Source organism: uncultured Aquitalea sp. (assembly GCF_945957525.1).
Lineage (GTDB): Bacteria > Pseudomonadota > Gammaproteobacteria > Burkholderiales > Chromobacteriaceae > Aquitalea.
Genome location: NZ_CAMFLA010000010.1, coordinates 143,514 through 155,916 on the forward strand (window position 1 = coordinate 143,514; position 12,403 = coordinate 155,916).

Annotated in this window: 11 protein-coding genes and 2 tRNA genes; 10 read left to right on the forward strand and 3 right to left on the reverse strand. The window is 61.3% G+C overall.

Annotation, left to right across the window (positions count from 1 at the left end; genetic code table 11):
• The gene (gene ubiG / locus Q0P52_RS11645) at positions 1 to 702 is read left to right on the forward strand and encodes a bifunctional 2-polyprenyl-6-hydroxyphenol methylase/3-demethylubiquinol 3-O-methyltransferase UbiG (RefSeq protein WP_293762175.1); all 702 of its coding nucleotides are present in this window, start codon (positions 1 to 3) and stop codon (positions 700 to 702) included.
• A gap of 389 nt (positions 703 to 1,091) precedes the next feature.
• Positions 1,092 to 1,760 carry a GntR family transcriptional regulator gene (locus tag Q0P52_RS11650; RefSeq protein ID WP_293762173.1) on the forward strand — a complete coding sequence of 223 codons (669 nt, stop codon included), beginning with the start codon at positions 1,092 to 1,094 and terminating at the stop codon, positions 1,758 to 1,760.
• Positions 1,761 to 1,853: 93 nt separating this feature from the next.
• Here Q0P52_RS11650 and Q0P52_RS11655 read toward each other — a convergent pair whose 3' ends face one another.
• Positions 1,854 to 2,342 carry a dihydrofolate reductase gene (locus Q0P52_RS11655; protein ID WP_293762171.1) on the reverse strand — a complete coding sequence of 163 codons (489 nt, stop codon included), beginning with the start codon at positions 2,340 to 2,342 and terminating at the stop codon, positions 1,854 to 1,856.
• Positions 2,339 to 3,133, reverse strand: a complete 795-nt coding sequence (locus Q0P52_RS11660; RefSeq protein WP_293762168.1) for a thymidylate synthase — start codon at positions 3,131 to 3,133, stop codon at positions 2,339 to 2,341. The genes Q0P52_RS11655 and Q0P52_RS11660 overlap by 4 nt, the downstream gene beginning before the upstream one ends.
• Before the next feature lie 110 nt (positions 3,134 to 3,243).
• On the opposite strand from Q0P52_RS11660, the gene flhB reads away from it, so the two are divergent.
• The 6 genes from flhB to Q0P52_RS11690 all read left to right on the forward strand — a co-directional run bounded on the left by flhB (position 3,244) and on the right by Q0P52_RS11690 (position 10,498).
• Positions 3,244 to 4,410 (forward strand): flagellar biosynthesis protein FlhB, encoded by a 1,167-nt coding sequence (flhB, locus tag Q0P52_RS11665; protein WP_293762166.1) that lies wholly within the window; start codon positions 3,244 to 3,246, stop codon positions 4,408 to 4,410.
• 6 nt (positions 4,411 to 4,416) lie between these two features.
• Positions 4,417 to 6,501, forward strand: coding sequence for a flagellar biosynthesis protein FlhA (flhA, locus tag Q0P52_RS11670; protein WP_293762164.1), 2,085 nt, complete (start codon positions 4,417 to 4,419; stop codon positions 6,499 to 6,501).
• A 6-nt stretch (positions 6,502 to 6,507) separates the two neighbouring features.
• Positions 6,508 to 8,028 (forward strand): flagellar biosynthesis protein FlhF, encoded by a 1,521-nt coding sequence (gene flhF / locus Q0P52_RS11675; protein ID WP_293762161.1) that lies wholly within the window; start codon positions 6,508 to 6,510, stop codon positions 8,026 to 8,028.
• A 5-nt stretch (positions 8,029 to 8,033) separates the two neighbouring features.
• On the forward strand, positions 8,034 to 8,900 hold the full coding sequence (locus Q0P52_RS11680) for a flagellar synthesis regulator FleN (RefSeq protein ID WP_293813714.1): 867 nt from the start codon (positions 8,034 to 8,036) through the stop codon (positions 8,898 to 8,900).
• Positions 8,897 to 9,640 carry an RNA polymerase sigma factor FliA gene (locus Q0P52_RS11685; RefSeq protein ID WP_293762156.1) on the forward strand — a complete coding sequence of 248 codons (744 nt, stop codon included), beginning with the start codon at positions 8,897 to 8,899 and terminating at the stop codon, positions 9,638 to 9,640. Before Q0P52_RS11680 ends, Q0P52_RS11685 begins: the two co-directional genes overlap by 4 nt.
• A gap of 108 nt (positions 9,641 to 9,748) precedes the next feature.
• Complete coding sequence (locus Q0P52_RS11690) at positions 9,749 to 10,498, forward strand: flagellar motor protein (protein ID WP_293762153.1); 750 nt, start codon at positions 9,749 to 9,751, stop codon at positions 10,496 to 10,498.
• 102 nt (positions 10,499 to 10,600) lie between these two features.
• Here the strand turns inward: Q0P52_RS11690 and Q0P52_RS11695 are convergent, their stop codons facing one another.
• Complete coding sequence (locus Q0P52_RS11695; protein WP_293762150.1) at positions 10,601 to 11,995, reverse strand: exonuclease domain-containing protein; 1,395 nt, start codon at positions 11,993 to 11,995, stop codon at positions 10,601 to 10,603.
• A gap of 196 nt (positions 11,996 to 12,191) precedes the next feature.
• On the opposite strand from Q0P52_RS11695, the gene Q0P52_RS11700 reads away from it, so the two are divergent.
• Both Q0P52_RS11700 and Q0P52_RS11705 read left to right on the forward strand, forming a co-directional pair.
• Positions 12,192 to 12,268: transfer RNA gene (locus tag Q0P52_RS11700), tRNA-Arg, on the forward strand.
• A gap of 3 nt (positions 12,269 to 12,271) precedes the next feature.
• Positions 12,272 to 12,346 (forward strand) — tRNA-Glu (locus Q0P52_RS11705).
• Positions 12,347 to 12,403: the final 57 nt, after the last annotated feature.

The following is a 12,403-nucleotide window of genomic DNA, read 5'->3' on the forward strand; positions in this document are numbered from 1 at the left end:
ATGAGCAACGTAGACGAACTCGAAATCGACAAATTCAGCCAACTGGCCCACAAGTGGTGGGACATGGAAAGCGAATTCAAACCGCTGCACGACATCAACCCGCTGCGTTTGGAGTACATCGACTCCTTTGCCGGCATTGCCGAACGCCGCGTGGTGGACGTGGGTTGCGGCGGCGGCATTCTGGCGGAGAGCATGGCGGTAAAGGGGGCGATAGTCACCGGCATCGATCTGGCGAAGAAATCGCTCAAGGTGGCGCAATTGCACAGCCTTGAAAGCGGTGTGCAAGTGGACTACCGCTGCGTGGCGGTGGAGACGTTGGCCGAAGAGGCGCCGGAAAGCTACGACGTGGTCACATGCATGGAAATGCTGGAACACGTGCCGGATCCGGAAAGCGTGGTGCGCAGCTGCGCCCGCCTGGTAAAGCCGGGTGGCTGGGTGTTTTTCTCCACCCTCAACCGCAACGCGCGCGCCTATTTACTGGCCGTCGTAGGCGCAGAATATGTGCTCAACATGCTACCGCGCGGCACGCATGATTACGCGCGCTTCCTCAAGCCCTCCGAGTTGTCGCGCATGGCTCGCCATGCCGGTCTGGAAATCTGCGATGTCCGTGGCATGAGCTACAACCCGGTAACCCGCATCTACGCGCTGGGCGAAGACACCCAGGTCAATTATCTGATGGCCACCCGCCGGCCCGCGAACTGACGAAAAAAAGGCCTTCGCCGCTGGCGAAGGCCCCAATCATCCCCCGGTATAACCGGATACAACCCGCTAGATTTGAGAAAACACACAGCCACACACGGTGCGGCCAAGCTTGCCTCAAAGCATGTTTGTTTAGCCCCAATGCTCTCGTGTCAGCCATTCAAACAAGCGTTTCAATCGTATGATTGATTCATCTCCCGCACAAGATTTTTCCTTTACCTCCAGGCACAACCGCCGCCTCATGCATCCTTCGCGCAACACCCAAGACCGCAATGCTGCGCCTCATGCCTGCTTTCTGACATACTCCGCCCGATTGCCTGACAATTTCACATTTTGATTGCCCGGCCAGCGCATATATAGGAAAATAATAATATTCCTTATTGGAGACGTTGATGACGTTCAAAGCCAACGATTCACTGACTGAACAAATCGCCCAATATCTCGGCAAACAAATCATTCAAGGGGAAATGGCCCCTGGCGAGCGCATTCAGGAACTGCGCATCGCCGCAGAACTGGAAGTCAGTCGCGGTTCTGTACGCGAAGCGCTGTTGATCCTGCAGCGCCGCCATCTGGTGGAAATCTACCCGCGCCGCGGCGCGGTGGTATCCAGCATCTCCGCGCAAGACGTGCGCGACTTCTTCGACCTGTGGTTCATGTTGCTGGACCGGGTGGTGACCAATCTGGCCGCCAGCTGGCGCAACGATGACCTGGCGCGTTTTTTCGAACTGATGACCGAGCTTGGAGAGTGCCAGCGCAAGGATGACTTGCAAGGCTATTACGATAACGGCGTGGAATTCCTGACCTCGCTGTACAGCTTCTCCAACAACCGCTACGTCACCGACACGCTGTTTGATTTGCTGCCGCTGACCCAGCGCTGCCTGTACGCCATCCTGCGCGCGGGCAAAAGCCAGATGGATAGCACCCACCGCTTCCTGGAAGACTTGCTGAAAACCATCATTGCCCGCGACAGTACCAAACTGCGCGTGATGGTGGCCGAGTTTGGCCAGGAATACAGCAAGCTAGCGCAGAAGTCGGCCGAAGCGCTGGCCGGCATGCGCTAATCCTGCGCCAACCGCCGCCCGAAAACGAACAAGGCCGCCCAATCGGGCGGCCTTGTTCGTTCGGCATGCAGTCCATGCCGGCGTGTTCAACAACTAGCGGCGAACATAGTCAACAAAAGCATAAGCAAGGCCCTTTTCGCTGACATGGTTCTCGCGAGCCTGCTCCCGCCACAACGCCGACGCGACTTCGGGAAAATGCGCATCGCCCTCGTACGCATCGGCGATTTCCGTCAACTTCAAGCGGTCGGCAAAGCTGATGGCCTGACGATACAAATCAGCGCCGCCGATCAGACACACCTCCTCCACGCCTTCGGCCAACTGCAATGCCTCTTCCAGCGAATGCGCCACCTCAACGCCGTCAGCGCGCCAGTCGAGCTGTCGGGTAATGACGATGTTGCGCCGTCCGGGCAAAGGACGCCCGATGGAGTCGAAGGTCTTGCGCCCCATCAGCACTGGCTTGCCCAGGGTACTGGCCTTGAAATGCTTGAGATCTTCCGGCAAGTGCCAGGGCAAGGTGTTGTTGATGCCGATGGTGCGATTGGCGGCCATGGCGGCCACCAGGGTCAGGATGGGCTTGTTCATACCGCCACCGGCGCCTTGATGTGAGGATGCGGGTCGTAGCCTTCTAGCTGGAAGTCTTCGAAACGGAAAGCCAGCAGATCCGTCACCGCCGGATTGATCTTCATCACCGGCAACGGGTGCGGCTCGCGCGACAATTGCAGGCGCGCCTGCTCGAAGTGGTTGCTGTACAGATGCGCATCGCCCAGCGTGTGTACGAAATCGCCTGCCTGCAGTCCGGTAGCCTGCGCCACCATCATGGTCAGCAAGGCATAGGAGGCGATATTGAAAGGCACGCCCAGGAAGATGTCGGCCGAACGCTGATAGAGCTGGCAGGACAGCTTGCCGTCCGCCACATAAAACTGGAACAGGCTGTGGCAAGGGGGCAGCGCCATTTCATCCACCAGCGCGGGATTCCACGCCGACACGATCAGCCTGCGCGAATCCGGATTCTTGCGGATCATCTCCACCACGTTGGCGATCTGGTCGATATGGCGTCCGTCCGGCGCCGGCCAGCTGCGCCACTGATAGCCGTAAACCGGGCCGAGGTCGCCGTTTTCGTCGGCCCATTCGTCCCAGATCGATACACCGTTTTCCTTGAGATAACGGATATTGGTATCGCCGGACAAAAACCAGAGCAGTTCGTGGATGATGGAGCGCAGGTGACACTTCTTGGTGGTCACCAGCGGAAAGCCGTCAGCCAGGTTAAAGCGCATCTGATAACCGAACACCGAACGGGTGCCGGTACCGGTGCGATCCGATTTGTCATGCCCGTGCTCAAGCACGTGGCGCATCAGGTCAAGGTACTGTTTCATGCCGTGCATCCGCGTAAAGTTCGCCAGATTGTACCGCAAATAACTGGCTTGACAGGGCCGGCATACGATACCATCCGCTTAAAAATAACCGTAGCGCCAGCAGGGGCCCAATGGCAGAAGATTCCGACCTTGAACGTACCGAACCCGCGTCAGACAAACGTCTGCAAACCGCGCGGGACGAAGGCAATGTTCCTCGATCGAAGGAGCTGTCCACGTTCGCCATCACCATGACCGGCGTCGTCCTGCTGATGGTCATGGGCGGACGCCTTGCGCGCGGCCTGATGGACACCATGAGGGATATCCTCACCTTCAATCAGACCACGGTGCGCGATGCCACGCCCGCCTTGCTGCGTTTCAAGGAAGCCCTGTTCGCCAATCTCTGGCAGCTAGCGCCGCTGTTGGGCGTGCTGGCGCTGGTGGCGCTGGCCACGCCCATCGTCATTGGCGGCTGGAACTTCACCACCAAGCCGCTGGAACCCAACCTGTCCAAGCTCAATCCGGCCAACGGCATCAAGCGCATCTTCTCGCTCAACTCCGCCACGGAAGGGCTCAAGGCCATTCTTAAAAGCATGCTGATCGGCGGCGTGGCCACCTGGTATATCTGGCGCGAACGCGCCGACATCATCGGTCTGCTCACCCTGCCGCTGGAGCCCGGCATCATCAAGATGACGGACATGCTGATCACCACCTTTTTCACCGTGACCGCCGCCATGATCATGCTGGTGGCCATCGACGTGCCTTACCAGCTGTGGAGTTATCACAAGCAGCTGCGCATGACCAAGGAAGAGATCAAACAAGAGTTCAAGGAGATGGAAGGCTCGCCCGAAGTGAAGGGCCGCATCCGCCAGCTGCAGCGCGAAGCGGCGCGCAAGCGCATGATGCAGGCAGTGCCTTCGGCCAACGTTATCGTCACCAACCCTACACATTACGCGGTAGCGCTGAAATACGATGACGGCATGCCTGCGCCGCAAATCGTGGCCATGGGTTCGCTCAAACTGGCCGAACGCATAATCGCCCTGGGACAGGAACACAAAGTTACCGTCATGCGCGCGCCCAGCTTTGCCCGGGCGCTCTACTTTAACGGCGAGCTGGGACAGGACATCCCCGCCAGGCTGTATACCGCCGCGGCACAGATCCTGGCCTACGTCTTCCAGCTCAAGGCCTATGAGAGCGATGGCGGCCTGGCGCCGGTATACCCCGACAATCTGCAGGTTCCCCCCGAACTTGACCCGGAAAGCAAACGCCAGCAAGATGCTGCCCCGACAGCGAGACCGTAATCCCGCATGGAAACCATCCTCCTCCAGTTGAAGCAACTCAACATCGCCAAGCTGGCCGGCCCCATTCTCATCATTCTGATCCTGATGATGATGGTGCTGCCCTTGCCCCCGGTGTTGCTGGACATTTTCTTCACCTTCAACATCGCGGTGTCGGTCATTGTGCTGCTGGTGGGGATCAACGTGCGCAAGCCGCTGGACTTCTCCGCCTTTCCCTCGGTGCTGCTCATCACCACCTTGCTGCGTCTCTCGCTGAACGTGGCCTCCAGCCGCGTGATCCTGCTGGATGGTCACACCGGCCCTGACGCCGCCGGCAAGGTCATCGAATCCTTCGCCCACTTCCTGATCGGCGACAACGTCGCCATCGGTATCGTGGTATTCGTCATCATCACCATCATCAACTTCGTGGTGATCACCAAGGGCGCCGGCCGTATCGCGGAAGTGTCCGCACGCTTCACTCTGGACGCGATGCCCGGCAAGCAGATGGCCATCGACGCCGACCTCAACACCGGCCTGATCGGTGAAGAAGAAGCCCGCAAGCGCCGCGCCACCATCGCGGAAGAAGCCAACTTCTTCGGCTCCATGGACGGTGCCTCCAAATTCGTGCGCGGCGACGCCATGGCCGGCATTCTCATCATGGTGATCAACATCGTCGGCGGCCTCATCGTCGGCATCGTGCAGCACGATCTGGACGCCGGCGTCGCCGCCAAAACCTACACCCTGCTCACCATCGGCGATGGTCTGGTGGCGCAAATCCCCGCCCTGATCATCTCCACCGCCGCCGGCATCGTTGTCTCGCGCGTGGGTACCGACAAAGACATGTCGGAGATGTTTCTCGGCCAACTGTTCTCCAAGCCGCCGGTGCTCTACATCACCGCTTCCGTCATCGGCATGATCGGTCTCATCCCCAACATGCCGCACTTCTCCTTCCTCTTGATCGCCACCGGCCTCGCCTTATTGGGCCGCAAAATGGAAAAGCAGGAGAAAGCACAACAAGAAACCGAGCAACGTCAGGCCGCCGCTGCGGCGGCGCCGCCAGAACAACCGATGGCCGAAGTCAGCTGGAACGACGTTCAGCACGTGGATTCACTGGGGCTGGAAGTGGGGTATCGGCTCATTCCGCTGGTAGACCGCACGCAGGATGGCGAACTGCTGCGCCGCATTCGCGGCATACGCAAGAAAATCGCCCAGGAATTGGGCTTCCTCGTACCCGCCGTGCACATCCGCGACAATCTGGAAATCAAACCCAACGCCTATCGCATATTGCTCAAGGGCGTGGAAATCGGCGTTGGCGAGGCCTATATCGGCCAGTTTCTCGCCATCAATCCGGGACGGGTCAACGGCGAGATGCCGGGCATGGCCACCACCGACCCGGCCTTCGGCCTGCCTGCGGTCTGGATCGACGCGGCCCGTCGCGACGAAGCGCAACAAATGGGCTACACCGTGGTGGACGCCAGCACCGTGGTGGCCACCCACATTTCCAACCTGCTGCAAACCCATGCAGCTGAACTGATGGGCCGCGAGGAAGTACAGGCCCTCATCGACCATCAGGCCAAGGAATCGCCCAAACTGGTGGAAGAACTGGTGCCCAAGGTGGTGCCCATCGGCATCCTGCAAAAAGTGCTGCAGCAACTGCTGGTGGACGGCATTCACATCCGCGACTTCCGCACCATTCTGGAAACTCTGGCCGATCACATCGGCACCACCCAGGACGTGGACGACCTCACCTCGGCCGTGCGTACCGCGCTGGCCCGCGTGATCGTCCAGCAACTCTTCCCCGGCGAAAACGAACTGCCGCTGATGACGCTGGACCCGGCCTTGGAAAACGTGCTGAACCAGGCCGTGAATTCCAAGACCGGCGGCGGTCTGGAACCCGGTCTGGCCGAAAGCCTGCTGGCCAGTGCCGCACAACAGGCGGAGCAAGTGGAGATTCAAGGTTACAATCCCGTACTGTTGACGCCGCCGGGATTGCGGCCGCTTCTGGCACGATTCTTGAGACGGGCACTCCCGCAATTGCGCGTGATCTCGCATAATGAGATACCGGACAATAAATCCATTCGTATAATTGCGGTAATCGGGGGAAGCAAGGGCTAACAACAGATGGTGGTAAAAAAATTCTTCGGAAAAACCACACGAGACGCGCTCAGACAAGTTCGTGAAGAACTGGGCGCCGATGCCCTCATCCTGTCCAATCGCCCGACGATGGGCGGTGGTGTGGAAATCATGGCCGTTGCCGATGCCGATGTGGCCAACCTCGCTTCCAGCCTGCCCTCTTCCGGCAGCAAGCACCCGCCGCGCAATGCGCCGGCGGTCAGCCGTCCCGCGCCCGCCATCACCCCCAGCGCCGCCGGGGCCGCCAACCGTGCCATCGCCCGCACCTACGCCATGCCGGTCGAGCCACTGGAAAGCCCCTCCGCTCCGCCTCGCGTCGAGCCGCCAATGCGCGCAGCGCCCCGTATCGAACCCTCGCTGGCGCAAGCCGCCAGTTTCAATGTTTCACCCACGCCGCCACGCGCCACCCCCGCCAGCATCGTCCCAGACTCACTGGTAGGCATGGCAACGGTAGCAGCCGGCCCAGCGCCCTCGCCCGCCAGACAGCCCGCGCCTGCCGCGCCCGCCAATCCTGCACCAGCCCAGCCGCCGGCGCTCAATGGCAATGAGCAGGAACCGGAAGTCATGGCGCAGGAACTGCGCCAGATCGGCGATGAGATCAAACTGCTGCGCAGCCTGCTGCAAAGCCAGTTGGCCAGCTTCGCCTGGGCCGACATGGAGGGCAAATCGCCCAATCGCATCGAGCTGTTCAAACATCTGCTCGGCATGGGCTTTTCGGCCAACCTCATCCGCCAGCTCATCGAGAAGATGCCGGCCCAGTACGAAGGCGATATCGCCATCAAGTGGGCGCGCTCGGCGTTGATGCACAACCTCAAGTGCGTGGACGCCAACCACGACATCATGGATCGCGGCGGCGTATTCGCACTGGTTGGCCCCACCGGGGTGGGCAAGACCACCACCGTGGCCAAACTGGCCGCGCACGCCACCATGCGCTACGGCGCCCAGCATGTGGCGCTGGTCACCACCGACAGCTACCGTATCGGCGCACAGGACCAGCTGCGCATCTACGGCAAGATTCTCGGCATTCCGGTGTTCTCCATACAGAACGAAGCCGACCTGCAACTGACGCTGGCCGATCTTTCCAGCCGCCATCTGGTCTTTGTCGATACGGTGGGGATGAGCCAGCGCGATGCCCGCGTGGCCGGACAAGCCGAAATGTTCCGCGCCGCCGGCCGGCAAGTGGAACGCCTACTGCTGATTGCCGCCAATGCCGACGGCCATACGCTGGAAGACGTGGTGCGCCACTATCGCGGCAATGGACTGGCCGGCTGCATTCTGTCCAAGATCGACGAAGCGGTCAGCATGGGTCCCAGTCTGGACGTCATCATCCGCAACCGACTCAAGCTGTTTTACATCACCAATGGTCAACGCGTGCCGGAAGACCTGCATTCGGCCAACGCCGCCTTCCTCGTGGACCGCGCGCTGCGCCCGCCGCAACCGGGTTCGCCGTTCAGCCTGCAAGGCGATGAAATGACCATCATGAATTCCGCGCAGGCGGGCTGGATGTGATGGCCATGCAGGATCAGGCCGCCAGCCTTCGCCGTCTCACCGCCCGCGCCGGGCGCGCGCCAAGCTTTGCCTTTGTCGGCTCGGAAAAAGCCGGCGTCAGCACCGTCGTCACCGAACTGGCGCAGGGCCTCGCGCACGCCGGCCATCGCCCTTTGGTGGTTGATTGCACGCTGGGCCAGGTGCTGTGCCGCCGCCTGGGCGTGCCCACAACAGCCACACTGGAAAGCCGCATGACCCATCCCGGGGGACTGGACGAGATGATGGCCACCACACGTCATGGCGTGCAACTGGTCAACCTCTATGCCCGCCCGGAAGAACGGGCGCTGTTTTCCGCTCAGCTGTGGCTGCGGCTGGGCAGTGAATTCGCCGCGCTGGAACGCGACACCTCCTTACTGCTGGTGGACGTGCCTTCCATGCTGACCGATCCGGTGCCCGCCAGCGTCGCCGACAACATCGTGCTGGTGCTCAGCCCCGCGGCCGACTCCATCACCACCGCCTACGCCAACATCAAGCGGCTGGCCGGCTATGGCCGCCAGCGTTTCAACGTGCTGGTGAACCGCGCCCGCCACCTGGAAGAAGCACGGGAGCTGTTCACCCGTCTGTCCGCCGTCACCAGCGAATTCCTCGCCGTGTCCTTGCGCTGGGTGGGCTTCGTGCCGGCGGACAACGCCGTGCGCCGCAGCCACACTCTGCACCGCCCCTTGCAAGAGGCCTTTCCCGACAGCGAGGCCGCCATCGCCTTCAGTCAGCTGGCGGCGGTCATGCCACAATGGGATTCGCCGGACATAGCGCGCACCGACACCGGTTTCATGGATCTGCTGATCGCCGCTTCGCGCGACTGGGCCGAAGCGGAAGGAGCCTCCTTGCGATGACACTGCCGTCCCATCGTCGCAAAGGCTACGCCAGCGTAGCCACTGCGGAAATCAATATCGAAGAGCACACGCCGTTGGTGCGCAAGCTGGCCAGCATGATGATGGCGCGCCTGCCCGCCTCGGTGGAGCTGAACGACCTGATCCAGGTAGGCATACTTGGTCTGATCGATGCCGCCCGCCAGTTTGATCCTACCCAGGGCGTGCAATTCGAAACCTTCGCCAGCCAGCGCATACGCGGGGCCATGCTGGATGAACTGCGCCGCGAAGACTGGCTGCCGCGCCAGGCTCGCCGACAGGCAAGACAGATAGAAGACAGCATCAACCGGCTGGAACAACGCTTGGGCCGCCCGCCGCGCGAATCGGAAATCGCCGAAGACCTCACCATGTCGCTGGAGGATTACCAGGACGCGCTGGGCGACTGCAAAGGCCTGAGTCTGGTGCATTTTGAAGACTTCTCCGACGGCGAAGGCGAGGCGCTCAACGATCCGCTCGCCAACATTGAAGACGAAAACTGCCTCACCCCGCTGGAAACCCTGACCGACGGCGCTTTCCGGCAGGCGGTGGTGGACGCCATCAAATCCCTGCCGGAACGGGACCAACTGGTCATGGCGCTCTACTACGAGCAAGAGTTGAATCTGAAGGAAATCGGCGCAGTGCTGGAAGTGTCGGAATCGCGGGTCAGCCAGTTGCATTCGCAAGCCGTGGCCCGTATTCGGGCCAAACTCAAGGAATGGCTGTAGCCGCCCCATGCGCTGTGAATACCTGCCGCAACACGGCAGTGCTTGCGCCGGCAGCCACAGCAAACCGCCCCGCCGTCGCGGGGCGAGCAAGAACAACGGGAAAACCGCGTGGATAAAATAAGCATCATCGCCCTGGTCATGGGGCTGACCGCCATCATCGCCGGCCAGGCGCTGGAAGGCGGCAACATCGCTTCGCTGCTGCAACTCACCGCCTTTCTCATCGTTATCGGCGGCACCATCAGCGCGGTCATGCTGCAAAGCACTCCTCGCCAGTTCGTCGCCGGCGTGCGCATGCTGAAATGGATTTTCCAGCCGCCGCCCTTCGATCATGAAAAAATGATCCGAGAAGTGGTCAACTGGAGCCAAACCGCCCGGCGCGGCGGCTTGCTGGCGCTGGAAGGCTTCGTCAACCAGCAAAAAGACCCCTTTACCAAGAAAGCGCTGCAAATGCTGGTGGACGGTGCCGAACCGGACATCCTGCGCTCGGTGATGGATGTGGAAATCGCCATGTTCGAACACGCCCGCAAGCAGGCGGCGCGCGTGTGGGAATCCGCCGGCGGCTACTCGCCCACCATGGGTATTCTCGGCGCGGTGCTCGGCCTGATCCACGTGATGGAAAACCTGTCCGACCCCTCCAAGCTGGGCGCCGGCATCGCCGTAGCCTTTGTCGCCACGGTGTACGGCGTGGGTTCGGCCAACCTGTTTTTCCTGCCGGTGGCCAACAAGCTCAAGCACTTGGTGGCGGCGGAAATCGCCATGAAAGAGTTGGTGGTGGAAGGCCTGGTGGCCATCGCCAACGGCGAAAATCCGCGCATCATCGAAAGTCGCCTGCGCGGCTTCCTCGCCATGCATGAATAAAGGCCGGCTCATGCCATAAAAAAGGCGCTCTCCCGAGCGCCTTTTTACGTTCTTGCGGGGCCGCATCCGGCTGCCCCCGCCGGCTTCCGGCCCGAAACGCCGCTACAACAGGTGCAACTCGCTTCCCTCGGCAGGCTTCTTCAGCCAGCCTTCCAGCAGCTTGTAAGTATCCAGATCAAAGCGCGGCGTACCTTGCAACCCGGTAGCGCCGTCGATGCGCGAGCCCAGATAGCACCAACGGTCAAACTGGTGCTCCACCGCATCGCCGGTCACTTCGTCCCGTTCGATAATCGCCACAGGCCCGGCATAAGGCCAAGCCTTCACCTTGATCCGGCCCAGCGCCTGCAACAGACGCACATTGTGCGTCATCGGTTCCTCGTGCCCGACACAAGCTCCGCGACAGCGGCCCTGTTTTAAAGCGCTGCAGCCCGCCCCCTTGCGGCTGGTCACCTGCTCCACGCCCAGCACCGCCGCACACAGACTGTTGGCCGAAGCCAGATCCGCCAGCACGCGCCGCGCCTCCTTGGGCGAGCGGAACAGTCCGTACAACTCGGCCGTGCGGCTGAAATCCAGTTGATCCGCCATCACCACGCGCGGCCGTACAAACGCATCGCCCACCATATCCAGCTGGATGGAGCACAAATCCGTCGCCAGCCTGGCGCGATGGTTATAGAAAGGCTGCAGCTCGCGCACCAGCTGATTCTCCAGCAATTGCGCCTGCAACTCCCCCACCGTCTCGTGGCAATCAATGCGGCTGATCGGCAAACGGATGGCCGGCTCCTTGCCCTGCTTGCCATCCTGCGCCAACTGAGACACCACCTTGGCGCGCACATTGCCGCCCCGTCCCACAAACAGCGCTTGCCCCTCCTGTCCATACACCGCGTACACGCCGGGCAAATCCGGCAAATCCTCCACCAGCCGCGCGTCCACCCCAGGCGGCAACTCGGGCATGGCTTGCACGGCCTCGATGCCGGAGCGCACTGCCGCATCGCCCAGCTCCGCCATCGCCGACTGCAAAAAACCGTACAGGGCCTCGGCATCGGCCATGGCCCGGTGACGCTCCGGCAGCACCAGTCCGTGCCGCTCGATGATGCTGTCCAGATTGTGCTTGTAATGCTGAGGATAAAGCTTGCGCGACAATTTCACGGTACACAGGGAATCAGCCTGCAAGCGCATGCCGACCCGGCGGAATTCGTTGCGCAAAAAACCGTAATCGAAACGGGCGTTGTGCGCCACCAGCAAGCGGCCTTTGAGCTTGTCCAGCAAGGCTTCGGCCAACGCGGCAAAGGACGGCGCGCCGGACACCATCTCATTGCTGATGCCGGTCATGTCTTGGATGAAGGGCGGAATGGTTTTGCCCGGGTTCACCAACGTCTGATAACGCTCCACCCGCTCGCCATCCAGCAGCAAGAGGCCGATTTCCGTAATGCGATCGCGGCCGATGTGGCCGCCGGTGGTTTCCAGGTCGACAATGGCCCAGGGGATGTCAAACAGCATGCGATTCCGTGATCTGCGGTGGGATGAAAGACGGCGCCGCCCACAGCCCGCGCCGAACGCGCATTTTATCACTCCCGGCCCCGGCAGCCCGCCGCCGGCGGGAAATTTCCGCCGGATTGTGGCGAAAGTGTTGACACGTCATAGCGCCACCGGTATAGTTCGCTTCCTCGCAAGACGACAAGTTTTGCGAAACAGCGCACCCGTAGCTCAGTTGGATAGAGTATTTGGCTACGAACCAAAGGGTCGGGCGTTCGAATCGCTCCGGGTGCGCCAGCTGTCCCTATAGTTTAGCGGTTAGAACACCGCCCTTTCACGGCGGTAGCCGGGGTTCGATTCCCCGTGGGGACGCCACTGCACCCGTAGCTCAGTTGGATAGAGTATTTGGCTACGAACCAAAGGGTCGGGCGT